The sequence below is a fragment of the uncultured Abiotrophia sp. genome (assembly GCF_963520105.1).
In the GTDB taxonomy this organism is placed as follows: Bacteria; Bacillota; Bacilli; order Lactobacillales; family Aerococcaceae; genus Abiotrophia.
In genome coordinates, this window is record NZ_CAUQPN010000006.1 from 17,322 (window position 1) to 32,994 (window position 15,673).

At 46.2% G+C, this 15,673-nt stretch carries 14 protein-coding genes; 4 read left to right on the forward strand and 10 right to left on the reverse strand.

Annotated elements, in window-relative coordinates; translation table 11 throughout:
* The first annotated feature begins 1 nt into the window (after window position 1).
* The 3 genes from mglC (at window position 2) to RWO08_RS06730 (ending at window position 2,407) form a co-directional block, all read left to right on the forward strand.
* On the forward strand, window positions 2-1,036 hold the full coding sequence (gene mglC, locus RWO08_RS06720) for a galactose/methyl galactoside ABC transporter permease MglC (protein ID WP_070756632.1): 1,035 nt from the start codon (window positions 2-4) through the stop codon (window positions 1,034-1,036).
* A 106-nt stretch (window positions 1,037-1,142) separates the two neighbouring features.
* Window positions 1,143-2,162, forward strand: coding sequence for a galactose ABC transporter substrate-binding protein (locus RWO08_RS06725; protein ID WP_314211588.1), 1,020 nt, complete (start codon window positions 1,143-1,145; stop codon window positions 2,160-2,162).
* 77 nt (window positions 2,163-2,239) lie between these two features.
* Entirely contained in the window at window positions 2,240-2,407 is a 168-nt protein-coding gene (locus RWO08_RS06730) for a hypothetical protein (RefSeq protein ID WP_180363304.1), read from the forward strand.
* Between the two features lie 61 nt (window positions 2,408-2,468).
* On the opposite strand, the gene dusB is transcribed toward RWO08_RS06730, so the two are convergent.
* The 10 genes from dusB to pth form a co-directional block, all read right to left on the reverse strand.
* Entirely contained in the window at window positions 2,469-3,500 is a 1,032-nt protein-coding gene (dusB, locus tag RWO08_RS06735) for a tRNA dihydrouridine synthase DusB (protein ID WP_314211589.1), read from the reverse strand.
* A 1-nt stretch (window position 3,501) separates the two neighbouring features.
* Window positions 3,502-4,413, reverse strand: coding sequence for an Hsp33 family molecular chaperone HslO (gene hslO, locus RWO08_RS06740; RefSeq protein WP_314211590.1), 912 nt, complete (start codon window positions 4,411-4,413; stop codon window positions 3,502-3,504).
* 134 nt (window positions 4,414-4,547) lie between these two features.
* The gene (gene ftsH, locus RWO08_RS06745; RefSeq protein ID WP_070756639.1) at window positions 4,548-6,599 is read right to left on the reverse strand and encodes an ATP-dependent zinc metalloprotease FtsH; all 2,052 of its coding nucleotides are present in this window, start codon (window positions 6,597-6,599) and stop codon (window positions 4,548-4,550) included.
* A gap of 168 nt (window positions 6,600-6,767) precedes the next feature.
* A complete protein-coding gene (gene hpt, locus RWO08_RS06750; RefSeq protein ID WP_070756641.1) occupies window positions 6,768-7,313 on the reverse strand; it encodes a hypoxanthine phosphoribosyltransferase in 546 nt (181 codons plus the stop codon).
* 29 nt (window positions 7,314-7,342) lie between these two features.
* Entirely contained in the window at window positions 7,343-8,806 is a 1,464-nt protein-coding gene (tilS, locus tag RWO08_RS06755) for a tRNA lysidine(34) synthetase TilS (RefSeq protein WP_314063688.1), read from the reverse strand.
* A gap of 99 nt (window positions 8,807-8,905) precedes the next feature.
* A complete protein-coding gene (locus RWO08_RS06760) occupies window positions 8,906-9,406 on the reverse strand; it encodes a S1 domain-containing RNA-binding protein (protein WP_023392482.1) in 501 nt (166 codons plus the stop codon).
* A 62-nt stretch (window positions 9,407-9,468) separates the two neighbouring features.
* Window positions 9,469-9,834 (reverse strand): septum formation initiator family protein, encoded by a 366-nt coding sequence (locus RWO08_RS06765; RefSeq protein ID WP_035364954.1) that lies wholly within the window; start codon window positions 9,832-9,834, stop codon window positions 9,469-9,471.
* 138 nt (window positions 9,835-9,972) lie between these two features.
* The gene (locus RWO08_RS06770) at window positions 9,973-10,263 is read right to left on the reverse strand and encodes an RNA-binding S4 domain-containing protein (protein WP_070756651.1); all 291 of its coding nucleotides are present in this window, start codon (window positions 10,261-10,263) and stop codon (window positions 9,973-9,975) included.
* Window position 10,264: 1 nt separating this feature from the next.
* The gene (mfd, locus tag RWO08_RS06775) at window positions 10,265-13,816 is read right to left on the reverse strand and encodes a transcription-repair coupling factor (protein WP_314211591.1); all 3,552 of its coding nucleotides are present in this window, start codon (window positions 13,814-13,816) and stop codon (window positions 10,265-10,267) included.
* Between the two features lie 124 nt (window positions 13,817-13,940).
* Window positions 13,941-14,501 carry an aminoacyl-tRNA hydrolase gene (gene pth / locus RWO08_RS06780; RefSeq protein WP_311466160.1) on the reverse strand — a complete coding sequence of 187 codons (561 nt, stop codon included), beginning with the start codon at window positions 14,499-14,501 and terminating at the stop codon, window positions 13,941-13,943.
* A 181-nt stretch (window positions 14,502-14,682) separates the two neighbouring features.
* On the opposite strand from pth, the gene RWO08_RS06785 reads away from it, so the two are divergent.
* Window positions 14,683-15,642, forward strand: a complete 960-nt coding sequence (locus RWO08_RS06785; protein WP_023392487.1) for an L-lactate dehydrogenase — start codon at window positions 14,683-14,685, stop codon at window positions 15,640-15,642.
* Window positions 15,643-15,673 lie beyond the last annotated feature (31 nt).

The following is a 15,673-nucleotide window of genomic DNA, read 5'->3' on the forward strand; positions in this document are numbered from 1 at the left end:
TATGGAACTAAGTAAAAAACTACGCTTCACCAATAAAACACCGCGCGAGCTATTATTAGACTTTTCTCTTTATATTGTGCTTGCTGCTTTAATCGCCATCATTATTTCGATGGATACTTCTTTTGTTTCACCAAAAAACTTCATTAACATCTTGGCTCAAGCCTCCACTCGGATCATTATGGCCTGCGGGGCTGCCGGGCTTATCATCTTAGGCGGGACAGACTTGTCTGCCGGCCGCGTCTTGGGTTTAACTTCCCTGATTGCTGCCTCCCTCCTTCAATCAACTACCTACGCTTCGCGTATGTATCCCGATTTACCTCAATTACCACTCTGGTTGCCACTCATTATCGTTATTGTAGTCGGCGGGATCTTCGGTTTGATTAACGGTTTTGGGGTAGCTGTTCTTAAAGTCCACGCCTTCATTATTACCTTAGGGACTCAATTAGTAGCTTACGGGATTGCCTTGATTTATCAACAACAACAAGCAGGGGGCGCACAACCGATTGCTAACTTTGACGACCGCTACCGTAATTTAGTTAACGGCACCGTCAACTTTACCAAAGATATTCAAATCCCTTATGTAGTCTTCTACGCCATTGTCGTCTGCGTCATCATGTGGATTATCTGGAATAAAACCCAACTTGGTAAGAACATGTATGCTATCGGGGGCAACATCGAAGCTGCTGAAGTTTCCGGGGTTAATATCGTTAAGAATATTCTCATCATTTTCCTGATTTCAGGGATTCTCTATGGCTTAGCTGGCTATCTGGAAGCTGCTCGGGTAGGGTCTACTACCTCTAACACCGGTCTTAACTACGACCTCGATGCCATCTCTGCTTCCGTTATCGGGGGTGTCTCCTTCTCCGGTGGGATTGGGACCATTCCTGGGGTTATTATCGGGGCCATCATTCTCCAATTCATCAACTACGGTTTGGCTTATGTGGGTGTTAACCCTAACTACCAATACATCATCAAGGGCTTGATCATTATCTTGGCGGTAGCAATCGACGTACGTAAATACATCAAGCGCAAATAAGACCGTAAATTTTCTAACCTGGAGTGTAAAAAAATCAATGTAATCGTTTTACACGCCGTGTTATACTCAATTCAACAAAATAAAATCCTTAAAGGAGTCGATCTTTATGAAAAAAGTCATTACATGGTGCGCCATCTTCTGCCTATTCTGCTTAGCGCTAGTTCCTAGCCTCAGCCCTAAAGTTCAAGCCGAAGATAAGAACATCAAAATTGGGGTAGCTTTCTACAAATACGATGACGCTTATATGTCTTCTGTACGTGTAGCGCTTGAAAAAATCGCCAAAGAGCATTCCAACGTTGAACTCATCGTCAATGACTCTCAAAACGACCAAGCTAAACAAAATGACCAAATCGATGTCATGATTCAAAAGGGCGTGGATATCCTCTTGATTAACGTGGTAGACACCGGGGCAGCAGAAGCAGTCGTTCAAAAAGCTAAAGACGCGAATATTCCACTCGTGCTCTTCAACCGTGAACCAGCAACTGACGTTGTTAAAGCTTACGACAAAGCTCGTTTCGTTGGGACAACCGCTAAAGAAGCTGGGATTATCCAAGGTAAGATGATTGCGGAACTCTGGAAATCTGACAAGAAATATGACCGCAATGGTAACGGCAAATTAGATTACGTTATGTTAATCGGTGACCCAGAAAACCCAGAAGCAATCGCTCGTACAAAATACGCTGTTGATACTTTAACCGAAGCTAAGATTGAAGTGAACAAATTAGGTGACCAAGTTGCTAACTGGGACCCAGACAAAGCAAAAACTGCAACTGACGCTTGGTTAGCTAAAGACGCCGACAACATCGACGTCATCATCTCTAACAACGACTCAATGGCTTCTGGTGCTATTGCTGCCCTCCAAGGCGCTGGTTTTAACACTGATGCTAAAGCTGACAAGAAGATTCCTGTATTTGGGGTAGATGCGACTGAAGAAGCAGTAGACCTTATTGCACGTGGTATTATGACTGGTACTGTAAAACAAGATGCCGAAGGGATGGCTAAAGCTGTCTTCGCACTCTCTTACAATGCAGGTCAAGGCAAAGACTTCTTAGACGGCACTGACTACAAGTACGACGACACTCAAGTCGCTGTACGTATTCCTTACCAAGCCTTCAACGGCCAATAGGCTATTATCGAAGGGTATCTCCTTTAGGCAAGTTCCTCTGGGGCTTGCCTTGCTTTATCAACACTAGGAGGCACGCAATGACCACCCAAGAGTCCACCGAAAACAAGCCTGAGGTAGGCAAAACTTCACCCAGACGCACCAATCTATATGAGGGCATTCATCTATCCGAGCGCACCCTCAACATCATCATCGGCATGATTATCGGGCTGTTGGCTCTAACCCTCTACTTCGCCTTACCGCGTTAAGGCAGACAAAAAATAGGCTGAGACAAAAGTCTCAGCCTATTTTTTTATCTACATACAAGGACTAAGCTTCGACTACCGTCTCTTGGCTAGCCTTGCGCGCTAATTCTTTAGCTTCACGTTCTTCCACCTGATCTACAAAGTCACGTAGAAGTTGCTTCACAACAGTTGGATCTTCAGTCTCATTGACCGCTACCTTAACCTTAGAAGAACGCGGAATACCTTTAAGATAGTAATGAGCTTGGGTCCGAAATTCTCGCGTTGCGGTCCGATCACCCTTGAGGTCTACCAAGCGTTCTAGATGGTCGATGGCCGTATCAATTTTCTGTCTCGCCGTCATTGGCGGCAAGAGTTCACCGGTCTCAACATAGTGGACCATCTGCTGAATAACCCATGGATTGCCCAGAGCTGCACGCCCCACCATGACACCATCTACACCCGTCGTATCAAGCAAGTATTTGAGTTCTTCAGGCGTTCTAACATCCCCATTTCCAACAAAAGGAATGGTTTTGAGTTCTTTCTTAACTTGCGCCAAAATATCCCAGTTGGCCTTGCCTTCATACATCTGTACCCGGGTCCGGCCGTGCATGGCCACCATGGAAGCACCTGCGCGTTCAGCTGCTAAGGCATTTTCAATGGCGTAAAGATGTTCATCATCCCAGCCCGTGCGCATTTTTACTGTGACTGGCTTTTGAACGGCATCCACTACTGCTGCCACCATTTCATAAACCTTGTTCGGGTCTAAGAGCCAACGCGCCCCTGCTTCTGCCTTAATGACCTTGTTAACAGGGCAACCCATATTTATATCAATAATGGCACACTCAGTGTTTTCAGCAACATATTTAGCCGCCTCTACCAAAGTTTCTTTGTTGCCTCCCATAATTTGAATGCTGAGAGGATACTCATTTGGTTCAATGTGTAGCATGCTCAGGGTCTTGTCATTACGGAACTGAATCCCCTTGTCACTAATCATCTCGCAAACAACTAGTCCTGCACCAAATTGTTTCACAATGGTCCGAAAAGCTGCATTCGATACGCCCGCCATGGGCGCGACCACGACTGGATTTGGAATCTCAATCTCTCTAATCTTGAACAAATTATACCTCCTCTGTTTCTGCTTGCTGACCTGCAGCCTCACCTGCTGCAATAATCGCTTCTAAATCTTGAACACTATAGTCATAGTGGTTCTCACAATAATGGCAAACTACTTCCGCCCCACCATCTTCGTCAATCATGGCTTGGATTTCCTTACGACCTAAGGACTGAATACCGTGTCCATAGGCTTCCTTAGAGCAACCGCAATAGAAAGAGACATCTTTCTTAGACAGAACTTCAGAATTACCATGCCCAACTAAGAGATCCAATAGAGCCTCTAAGCTTGGTTGTGACTCCAAGAGATCGGAGAAACGGCCTAAATCCGCAATGCGTTTTTCAATGAAGTCAATGGTTTCATCAGTGGCCCCAGGCATCACTTGAATCATAAAACCACCAGATTTAGCCACTGACTCATCCGGATTAACCAAGACAGAGAGTCCAATACAAGAAGCCGTTTGTTCAGACACAGCCATATAATAGGTGAAATCTTCTGCCAATTCCCCGCTCACCAGTGGCACTTGCCCTGCGAAAAGCTCCTTATTACCTAAGAGTTTGCGTACAGCCATATTGCCCGGCATACCCACTGCCCTAGCAACGTCTAACTTGCCAATGGCATTGAGTTCTAAGGCCACCTGCGGATTAGATACAAAGCCACGTACATGACCGTAGGCATCTCCTTCCGCAATAATCCGGCCTACTGGTCCCGTTCCGAGAATTTCTACTCGCAAACGTTCGTCTCCCTTAGAATTAGCTGCTAGTAAAAGGGTCCCCACCAGGGTACGACCTAAGACAGCTGTTGCGGTATGCCAAGTTTTGTGCCGATTGACTGCTTCTTGGACAACCCCAGTAGCATCCAAAACCAAAACCCGCAATTGGCCATCGAATGCCAAGGCTGTTAATAATTGATCTGACATGTTTGCTTCCTCCATCTCCCAATGGGAGTCATTATATTCCGTTTCTAAGTATATCAGACCCCACCAGTTTAGCAAGTCTTTGGCCTAGTGCTAATAGGCAAAAAAATCAGACCCATGAGGTCTGATTTTCCTTATTAGGCTTGATGATGTTCAGACGGCACTTGGTCATCTGCAATGATACGGTCGCCAGCTTCCAGCGCTTCTTCTACACGTGAAGGAGTCGCTTTTTGATCTTGACTTTCGGCCGAAGTAGGAGTGTCTGTTTCTTCAGACTTTGCTACTTGCTCAGGCATCTTCCCAGTCTTGAAGAGAGACTCAATTTGCGCCGCTTCTAAGGTCTCAACTTCAAGCAGTTTCTCTGCAATCAGGTTGAGTTGCTCGCGGTGCTCATTGATAATGCGGTGTGCCTCTTCATGAGCTTGGTTCAATAATTGACGCACTTCGTTGTCAATCTCATAGGCTACCTGATCAGAATAAGCAGGTTTCTGGCCATAGTCACGACCAACGAAGACGGTATGGTTGCCTTCGTATTGAACCGGCCCTAAGCGGTCAGACATCCCATATTCAGTGACCATACTACGCGCAATCTTAGTCGCTTGTTGGAAGTCATTGCTAGCCCCAGTAGATTGAGTGTTGAAGACAATCTCTTCGGCAGCACGACCACCCAGGAGCCCTACCATTTGATCGTAGAGTTCCTTACGAGTCACAATATAAGCATCTTCACGAGGTAACATGACCGCATAACCACCTGCACGTCCGCGTGGCACGATGGTCACCTTATGAACAACACGTGCGTCACTTAAGACCATCCCAATGATGGTATGCCCCGCCTCGTGGTAAGCCACGGTACGGCGTTGTTGTTCAGAAATCACACGATCCTTCTTAGCTGGCCCCGCAATAACCCGGTCATGGGCTTCTGCGATGTCCGCTTGGGTAATCGCCTTATGGTCAAAACGTGCTGCTACTAAAGCTGCTTCGTTCAGTAAGTTTTCCAACTCAGCACCTGAGAAGCCAGGCGTTTGTTGTGCCACAACCTTAAGGTCAACTTCTGTTTCTAATTTCTTGTTACGGGCATGGACTTGAAGAATCTGTTCCCGCCCCTTAACATCTGGGTTACCCACTAAAATCTGACGGTCAAAACGACCTGGACGTAAGAGGGCTGGGTCGAGAACATCCGAACGGTTAGTCGCCGCAATGACGATGACCCCTTCGTTCCCTTCGAAACCGTCCATCTCAACCAGCAATTGGTTAAGGGTTTGTTCACGTTCATCATGTCCGCCCCCGAGACCTGCGCCCCGTTGACGACCCACAGCATCAATTTCATCAATGAAGATAATAGCTGGGGCATTCTTTTTAGCATTCTCGAAGAGATCCCGTACCCGGCTAGCCCCGACCCCGACGAACATCTCGACGAATTCAGAACCTGACATGGTGAAGAAGGGAACCCCCGCTTCACCGGCTACTGCCTTGGCTAAGAGAGTTTTACCCGTCCCTGGAGGGCCCTCCAGTAAGACACCGGCTGGGATACGCGCCCCCAACTTGGTGAAACGTTTAGGATCCTTAAGGAATTCTACTACCTCTACCAGTTCTTGCTTTTCTTCTTCAGCACCCGCTACATCACTGAAGCGGACTTTGACTTTCTGCTTGGAAATATCCTTGGAGCGTGACTTACCAAAGTTCATGGCCCCTCGCATACCGCCACCGCCAGCACCACTCTGGAACATGTTGTAGAGGAAGAAGCCCATCATACCCATTAAGAGTAGCATTGGTAGGATATTAGCCCACAGTACCATATTGGATTCGGCCAAGGTCTTCATCTTGACCCCTTGTTGGGTCGCTATTTCCGTCAATAACTTAAGCGTGCTATCGTTACCTAGCACTCGGCTGGTGAATTGAGTGGCAGTCTCACTTCCACCTTGGAAGAGGGCCACAAAGTTGGTTTGTTCTGAGCGTGTTGTCCCGGTCTTGTATTTACCTTTGACATTATAAACACCGGAACCAATCTGGACATCCATCTCGGCAATCTTGCCGTCCGCAATCTCTGTCATCAACTCACTCTGGGTGAGTTCCTTGACTTGGCCGCCCCCTAGAGCCCCTGATAGGGCATGGAAGAGCATAAAGAGCATGGCTAATGCCATCATAGATGTCAGAATGTTCCGCGTCGAATTACGATTTGGGTTTTGCATAGATGCTGTTCGACTCCTTTGTCTTGATCATTCTGTTCATTCTTGTATTTTATCATATTTTGCCATAGGGTCCTAATGGAAGGTCCCTGTAAGGCTGGGCTTTACCAATATTTAAGGTTTGTTTTCGCCAAAAGACCCTAGATCACAGTCTAGGGTCTGGCACATGGCCTATTTGCTTTCGTAGACGGCAGGTGATAAGACACCGATATAAGGAAGGTTACGGTACTCTTGTTTATAGTCCAAGCCATATCCCACTACGAATTCATTGGGAATATCTAAGCCCACATAATCTGCTTCCATATTGTTGACACGACGCTCTTTCTTATCCAAGAGGGTACATACTTTAACAGAATTAGCCTTACGATAGTGGAGCAGGTCCACAATGTACTTAAGGGTTTGCCCGGTATCGATGATATCTTCCACAATCAGAATATCCTTACCTTCGACACGAGTATCTAAGTCTTTGACAATCTTGACTTCACCCGATGACTGGAGGGCTTCACCATAACTCGATACGTCCATGAAATCAATGGTCAAGTAGCAATCCATAGCACGAATAATGTCAGCCATAAAAATTGCTGCCCCTCGTAAAATCCCAACGACCACTACTTCTTTATCTTTGTAGTCTTCCGTTAAGGTTTTGCCTAGACGGGCCACTGCTTCTGCAATTTCTTCTTGGGTTACTAGTACTTTTAAAATGTCTTTCTCTAACATTGAGCTTTCTCTCCTTTTTATCTAGTGTCTTACTGCCGTGTCTTCCGATAAAGGAATATATGAGTTATTTTATCAGTTTGTGGCCCGCGAGACAATGGGGAATTGCTAACTGGCCCCAACCATACGATTTCATCTTTTTCATCTACAAGAACTTTGATTTGATTTCGCTCATCGCTAGGCAACTTAAGGTCCATGAGGATTCTGCCAACTTTCTTATGATAGACTTGACCTAATTCGTCGCTTATTGCAACTTGGTCACCGTCTTGTCTCTGTCTTAGCTGGAAATTGAGTGGCGCCGTCTCCTGGGCCTGACTTAAATGTAGGCCTGCCCAACCTTCAGCCGCTTCACGCATTTCCGGTGACACCTGATGAGCTGCAAAAATCCCCGCTTCTGCACCACCATCTAGGGCATACCAGTGGTTGAGTCGACTTAAGATTAAACGTTGACCAAAATAAGCTTTTGGCCCCGCCTCTTCTGGTAGGATTTGGACGTAATCATAGCGTTTGACTGCTACCCAACCATGTCCTAACTGCAAACGTTGATTAGGATCACGGCGGTTACGCATCATCTGCTGCAATTGACCTACTAAATCGCGATTATAAGCGGGCACATCTTCGATTAGGCGTTCCTCAAAGAAAATTCGCAGGTACATATTGAATTTTGCCTCTGGCAAAGCCAGAAAGGCTGGAATATAAAGCAACCAATAATGATTAGTCGAATACATGAGTAGCTGAGGCTCAAGATTCAGATAATCCGCATACTGGACGGTGTAGGAATCTTGAATCTGTTGCTGAATGGTCAAAAGATTTTGTAGTAACTGAGGATTCTCCTGCATCAGTTGTGGAATATAGGTATGACGGAATCGATTACGTACAAAGTGATCCATGTAGTTAGAAGCATCTTCAAAATAAGTCACATTGAACTTCTCAGCATACGCCTCTAGTTCCGCCTTGGTCACCCCAATAAAGGGCCTCATTATGGTTGGCATGACAGTATGACCACTTGGGTCACTCATCAGGCGCTGATAACAGCCCCGAATACCTTGCAAGCCACGAATGGAGGTGCCACGTGTCATCCGCATTAAGAAGGTCTCAGCCACATCATTAAGATGATGGGCGGTCATCAAAACATCTGCTTCAGTTGTCCGAATCACTTCTGCGAAAAATTGATAACGGGCGTCACGCGCCTGAGCTTCCACATTAGTGGCAGCCGGTTCGCCCCACTCCGTCGCAAAATAAATACAGCCATACTCTGCCACAATTTCCTTAATAGCGACGGCCTCATTGTCTGATTCTGGTCGCAACTTGTGATTGAAATGGGCGACGACCAACTGCAGATGAGCATATTGTCGCAACTGATTCAATTCATGCATCAATCTAAGCATGACCATGGAATCAACCCCGCCGGATACAGCTAAGACCACCGTCTTAGCCTCTAGCCAAGCTGGCCATGACTCTAGCTGAGCCTTGACTTCCCGCATTAATTTTTCCATCTAGATTCTCCTTTAGATACAAAAAGCAGCCTAAAAGGCTGCTCTTATATCCTGTATTAGCGCACGACAAGAAAACTATCGCGCGTTAGCAAGACATCCCTAGCTACGTCGGCCGCCACGACCGCCGCGTTTGCCTTCGGTGTTACGTCTTAATGAGGACAGACGATCTTCGCTGTCCTTTAGGAAGTTACTCATTAATTGGTCAAAATCATCCAACTTACGGCTGTTATTATTTCCCGCATTGTTGAAATTAGGGCGATTCCCGCCCTCTTCTTGACGACTCTTGAAGCGTGGGGCACGTTGGCCATGTGGTGCAGCACCTTCTTGGCGTTCACGTTTAGGCCGAGCGGGTGCCTCTGCAGGTCGATCACTGGCTTGACGAATTGACAGGCTAATTTTACCGTCGTCAGCGATAGACAGAACCTTCACTGCGACTTCTTGGCCGACTGTTAAGACGGAGCTAATCTCCTTAACATAGCCGTCTGAAACCTCACTAATGTGAACTAAACCTGTTTTATTATCTGGCAAGCTAATAAAAGCCCCAAAGTGTGTGATCCCTGTGACTTTCCCTGTGATTTTTTGCCCTACTTCGATTGACATACGATGTCTTATCCTCCCTTAAGTTCTTTCATCCTTATATTCTATTCAGTAACTCTCATCCCTTAAGGATGCTTGGTGTCTTCCTGATGCGAAGATCCTAACTCGAAAATAATCTCACCTGGCTTGGTGTAGTAATAATCACGTCGTGCCACATCCTCTAGATAGGCAGGATCCTTCATTTGTTGAGTTGCTTGGAAAACTTCACGATTCTCTTCAACGGCTTGTTCCTGGCCCGCCTTAACCTCTTGGTAGGCTTGCTCGGCTGCCACTTGGTCCTGATAAGCCCGCCATAATGGAATCCCTGCAAAAGCAAGAGCTCCAATCAGAATGACATGAAAGATCAGGCGTCGTCCGTGAGAGTGCGGTTGCTTTGTCTGACGGGGTGAGGAAGTCTGAACAGATTCCTGTGGATCTAATTTATAATTCATACTTTTCACCTCCATGATAAACCTAGTTTGAGTATATCAATATTCGCGCCTAATTTCCATTCAAACTTGTCGTTTTTCCAAGTTTTTTTGCGAGCTTGGCTTGAGGTAGCATAGCTGAAGCCCTAGCCAAGCCCTATTTTAAGCTAGAAACTCGTCTACTTGACGAACTTCATTATTAAGGCGCTCTTCACCCAAGATTTCGTAGAGATTACTTGCCTCTTCTTTCTTGGTGTTTTCTTTAAGGTCTGTCACACGCACGGTTAAAAGCCGGTTACCAAAACGAATCACCAACTCATCGCCTACCTTCACAGCAGAGCTAGATTTAGCTACTTGGCCATTCAAGGTAATACGACCTTGGTCCGCCACTTCTTTGGCAATGGTCCGACGCTTAATCAAACGCGAAACCTTTAAATACTTATCTAATCTCATCTTACTTCTCCTTATTCTTACTAGTGTCGTCTAACAAAAGACTGGCTACCTGACGAGCTAATTGCTTAAGGGCTCCTAGCCAAACATAGGATGGCTGTTCTAGGATATCCAAGCTAATCACCTGGCGCGAACCCTCTTGAGACACGGTGGATTTCTGGGAAATGCCAGACAAGGCTTCAAAGAGCTTGGCGCCTCGTAATTGTTCTGAGGCCACCTGGTTGAAGCTGACCTTGACATGACGTGGAGTCTGCTGAATTTTAACAATGCCGGCTTCGAGGCCGTAATGTTTAATCAAAGCAATCTCCAGTAAATCCGCCACTTCATCAGGAAATTCACCATAGCGGTCAATCAACTGATCTTGCAGATTGCGATAGGCCTCTTCTGAATCGATTTGTTGAATTTGCTTATAGACCGAAATCTTTTGCCGTTCATCGGCAATATAGCTGGCTGGAATATAGGCGTCGATTAAGAGATGCCATTCAATCTGGTTGCTAGCTTGACTTGCTATCTGTCCAACCTTCTTGCCCCGCTTAATGTCAACAGCTTCTTTGAGCATTTGGGAATAGAGGTCAAAACCGACTGAATCAATAAAACCAGATTGTTGCTTCCCCAGCAGATTACCTGCTCCTCGAATAGATAGGTCGCGCATGGCAATCTTAAAGCCTGATCCCAACTCTGTAAATTCGCGGACGGCCTGCAATCTTTTCTCACTGACCTCACTGAGTGACTTAAATGGCTCATACATCAAATAAGCATAGGCCACGCGATTGGTTCGCCCTACCCGACCACGTAATTGGTAGAGCGTGGATAACCCCATATGGTCCGCATCTTCTACAAAAAGGGTATTAACATTAGGAATATCAACCCCTGTTTCAATAATGGTGGTAGTCACCAGGACATCGTAAGCCCCTTGAATAAAGTCCACCAGCACCGTCTCCAATTCCACCTCCGACATCTGACCGTGGGCATAAGCTACCCTAGCCTCTGGTACCAAAGCCTGGATTTCCATGGCCCGACGCTCAATAGTCGCCACCCGATTATAGAGATAGAAGACCTGACCTTCTCGAGCTAGTTCGCGCTCAATACCTGACTTAATCGCTCCATCGTTGCGCTCCATAACATAGGTCTGCACGGGGAAACGGTTATTGGGTGGCGTCTCAATCAAGGACAAGTCCCGAACACCTATCATCGACATATGCAAGGTACGGGGAATTGGAGTCGCCGTCAAAGTCAAGACATCAACCTGTGACTTGAGTTGCTTGAGCCGCTCCTTGTGCTTGACCCCAAAACGTTGCTCCTCATCGACAATCAATAGGCCTAGGTCTTGAAACTGGACATCTTTTGAGACCAAGCGATGAGTCCCGACCACAATATTCACGGCCCCCGTTAGCAAGTCATCGATGGTCTGATCTTGTTGCTTTTTAGATACAAAGCGACTCATCAGCCGAATTTCAAAAGGATAATCAGCAAAACGCTGAACCAAAGAATTATAGTGTTGCTGAGCTAAAATCGTAGTAGGGACTAGGAAGGCCACTTGCTTGCCGTCCATGACCGCCTTGAAAATGGCCCGCATGGCTACTTCGGTCTTGCCGTAACCTACGTCACCGACTAGTAGGCGGTCCATTGGCTTGCTTTTTTCCATATCTGCCTTAATCTCTATTGCGGACCGGAGTTGGTCCTCTGTTTCTACATAAGCAAAAGCCGACTCGAACTCACTCTGCTCTGGTGTATCAGGCCCAAAAGCATACCCAACTTCTCGTTCTCGCTTAGCATAGAGAGCGATTAATTCATCCGCAATGTCTTCTATTTTAGCCGCTACCTTACGCTTAGTCTTAGCCCACTCAGTGCCCCCTAGCTTGTTAAGCTTAGGTGTCTTGGCTTCTGAGGCGACATATTTTTGTAGCAGATGAATTTGATCAACTGGTATCAGAATGCGTGAGTCATCTTGATAAACAACTGACAAGAGATCCTTATGAATGCCATTCATTTCAATGGTATCCATACCACGGAATTGACCAATCCCATGATGAACATGGACTACATAGTCACCAACTTCTAATTCCGAGTAACTCTTAATCCGTTCAGCATTGGTTAGCTTAGTGCGAGATTGACGAGCCTGACGCTTTTTCAATTTATTGAAGAGTTCTTTTTCAGTTACCACTACCCACTTTAAGACCGGTAGTTCAAAACCATTTGATAGAGCTCCTACTCCGATATTGATAACCTTGGCTTGGGCTTGCCCTTCCGTTACCACGCTAGGGCCGATATGAAATTCCTCAAACAGTGCTTCAACCTTCCGCGCTTGTTCCAAACTCCCTACAGCTACTTGAATGGTATAGCCTTGTTTCAGCCAGTGATCCATCTCCGTTTTGACGAGAGGCATTTGGTTAAAGAAAGGGTTGAGGGTGCGATACTGGAAGGAATGCACTGCTCCTAAAGACTGATGTCCCAACCCTCGATTCATGACCGACAGATAGAGCAAGGCACCTGAGTAAGCTCGCACACAGGATTGAAAATCTGCTTTAACAGCCAATCCAGGTATCAGCAGACCTTTCTGAGTTTCCTGCTCAATCCAAAACTGATCTTCCTCAACCAGATGAAGGGCCTGTTGCTGTAGCTTATCAAATTCTGATAGAACTAAAAGTCCTTGCTCTCCTAAATAATCAAGGATCGTCACCACTTGGTCATCCTGAGCCAAGCTCAGATAGGCATGCGGATACTTAAGAGGCTCGCCATGGAACAACTGATCCAACTGATTGCTGAGACCCGCTTCCATGGCCTCTCTTAATTCTTGATCCTTCACTTTCTTCAGGGCGCGCGCCTTCATATCCTCTAAACGTGGCAAGAGAGCTTGTTGTGCTTCTAGACCAAATAAGACATCTTGAGCTGGCAGGATTTGGACAGATTCTAGATTTTCAATCGAGGACTGGGTCTCAGCATTAAAGGCCCGAATAGAATCCAGCTCGGTATCAAAGAAATCCAAACGAATCGGATATTCGGCAGATACTGGGAAGAAGTCAATGATACTCCCGCGTACGCTAAACTCACCCGGTTGTTCTACCAAGCTAGCCCGATGATAACCCCAAGCGGTCAAGACACTTTCTAGCTGGCGTCGTTCCCAGTTATCTCCAAGTTCAAGAATATGTTGAGCTTGACGCCATTGATTAGGGTGAGTCAATTGTTTTCGTAAACCAGCCACATTAGTAACTACAATACAAGGCTCGCCGTGAGCTAGTTGGTTAAGGATCTGAATCCGATCCCGCATCTGATCTTCCGAAGCAAAGGCAAATTCAATGGCCAGAGCCTCCTCCACTACAAAAGCCTGCACGGACACCTGGGGCAGAAGCTGTGTTAAATCATCAACTAACTGTCCTAGCTTGGTAGCAATGGGCTCCACAATCAAGAGTGGCCGAGGGCGAGCTTGGAAAAGCTGAGCCAGCATGACGGCACGAGCACTATCATCAATTCCAGTTACCAACTGGGGTAAGCTGCCCGCCTCTATTTGATTGATGGCCTTAATAGCCGTCAGAAAAGCATCTTGCGCAAATTCCATGTTTTTCCTACTTTCTCTCTAGTAAAACTGGCTCAGAGATTTGAGTCAGCTAACGCCACAAGAGGCTGCAACGTCTACCCACCCCTGGGAGAGTCGCAACCTATCTTAAGGTTTATGGTATCTTTTAGTTATATTGGTTCATTAATTGGACGAAAGTTTCGCCCTTAGCCCAGGCCCTCAACAAGTCGGTTGTCTGGTCAATTTTCTGTTCTATTAAAGCACGGTCATCTGTATCGAAACGTTGTAGAACATGGTCCACAACCTTGCGTCCATATTGAGGGCGGCCAATGCCAATCTTGACCCGCTTAAAATCTTGGGTCCCTAGCATTTCGATAATGCTCTTGACCCCATTGTGGCCACCCGCACTACCTGACTGGCGTAGACGCAACTTGCCAGGATCCAAATCCAAGTCATCATAAACCACCACAAGCTCGTCAGGGCTAATATTATAATAGGACATAAGAGGCAAGACAGCTTCACCCGATAGGTTCATAAAGGTATAGGGTTTGACCAAGAGCACCTTTTCGTCTCCCACTCGCCAAATAGTATAATCGGCACGAAATTTTTGGTCGGTCAATTTCAAACCTTCTTGACGCGCCAAAGCATCAATGACATCAAAACCCACATTATGGCGCGTCCCCTGATACTTATCACCAGGGTTCCCTAATCCAACGATTAACTTCATCCTGCTCCCTCCTCTGCATTTTCTATTATAACACATGTTTGGAGCATGTCACTAACAGAAAGATTCACGAGGCGAACTGTATTATTCGCCACAATAAACTGTACTACTCAAAAAATTTCCTCTTCACATTTTTGAAAAGAGTGGTATAATATAGCCAAGTGATAGAAAGGAGATATTCACTATGAAACAACCAAAGAACAAGATTATTTTAGTCGGTGATGGCGCAGTCGGATCTAGCTTTGCTTTCTCTCTCGTTAACCAAAACATCGGCCGTGAACTCGGCATCATTGATATCAACAAGGACAAGACAGTCGGGGACGCTTTAGACCTCTCTCACGCCTTAGCCTTCACTTCACCTAAGGAAATTTACTCTGCTGAATACAGCGACTGCGGTGACGCAGATATCGTCGTATTAACAGCTGGCGCAGCACAAAAACCAGGTGAAACTCGCTTGGATCTCGTTCACAAAAACTTAAGCATCTACAAATCAGTTATTAAACAAATCGTAGACTCTGGTTTTAACGGTATTTTCTTGGTTGCTGCCAACCCAGTGGATATCTTAACTTATGCAACTTGGAAGTTCTCCGGTTTCCCTAAAGAGCGCGTTATCGGTTCTGGGACTACCTTAGACACCGCTCGTTTCCGTCAAGAAATCGCACAACTTATCGGTGTTGATGCGCGTAACGTCCACGGTTATATCTTAGGTGAACACGGGGATACTGAATTCCCTGTTTGGTCTCACGCTAACGTGGGTGGCTTGACTATCTATGAATGGGTCAAAAACCACCCAGACACTGACGAACAAGCCTTAGTTGAAATGTTCTTCAAAGTTCGTGACGCTGCTTACGAAATCATCTCTAAAAAAGGTGCAACCTACTACGGGATTGCTGTTACCTTGGCTCGTATCTGCCGTGCTATCTTAGACGATGAAAAGGCAATCTTCCCTCTCTCTGTCTACTTAGACGGTGAGTATGGTCAATCAGACCTCTACATCGGGGCTCCAGCTATCTTGGGTCGCGAAGGGGTTGTTTCTGTCATTGAAATCCCACTTAACGACTCTGAGTTGGACAAGATGAATGCTTCTGCAAGCACCCTCAAAGCAGTGACTGCCGATGGTTTTGCTCGCTTAGAAGAAAACTAATCTCCCTATCAAATCGATTATCCGCACCTGG

Bases quoted from the DNA above. Each gene is read 5' to 3' on its own strand.
- pth (WP_311466160.1), bottom strand. From the start codon at position 14,501: ATGAAGTTAATCGTTGGATTAGGGAACCCTGGTGATAAGTATCAGGGG.
- RWO08_RS06725 (WP_314211588.1), top strand. From the start codon at position 1,143: ATGAAAAAAGTCATTACATGGTGCGCCATCTTCTGCCTATTCTGCTTA.
- RWO08_RS06760 (WP_023392482.1), bottom strand. From the start codon at position 9,406: ATGTCAATCGAAGTAGGGCAAAAAATCACAGGGAAAGTCACAGGGATC.
- RWO08_RS06765 (WP_035364954.1), bottom strand. From the start codon at position 9,834: ATGAATTATAAATTAGATCCACAGGAATCTGTTCAGACTTCCTCACCC.
- mglC (WP_070756632.1), top strand. From the start codon at position 2: ATGGAACTAAGTAAAAAACTACGCTTCACCAATAAAACACCGCGCGAG.
- RWO08_RS06785 (WP_023392487.1), top strand. From the start codon at position 14,683: ATGAAACAACCAAAGAACAAGATTATTTTAGTCGGTGATGGCGCAGTC.
- RWO08_RS06770 (WP_070756651.1), bottom strand. From the start codon at position 10,263: ATGAGATTAGATAAGTATTTAAAGGTTTCGCGTTTGATTAAGCGTCGG.
- RWO08_RS06730 (WP_180363304.1), top strand. From the start codon at position 2,240: ATGACCACCCAAGAGTCCACCGAAAACAAGCCTGAGGTAGGCAAAACT.
- tilS (WP_314063688.1), bottom strand. From the start codon at position 8,806: ATGGAAAAATTAATGCGGGAAGTCAAGGCTCAGCTAGAGTCATGGCCA.
- mfd (WP_314211591.1), bottom strand. From the start codon at position 13,816: ATGGAATTTGCGCAAGATGCTTTTCTGACGGCTATTAAGGCCATCAAT.
- ftsH (WP_070756639.1), bottom strand. From the start codon at position 6,599: ATGCAAAACCCAAATCGTAATTCGACGCGGAACATTCTGACATCTATG.
- hpt (WP_070756641.1), bottom strand. From the start codon at position 7,313: ATGTTAGAGAAAGACATTTTAAAAGTACTAGTAACCCAAGAAGAAATT.
- hslO (WP_314211590.1), bottom strand. From the start codon at position 4,413: ATGTCAGATCAATTATTAACAGCCTTGGCATTCGATGGCCAATTGCGG.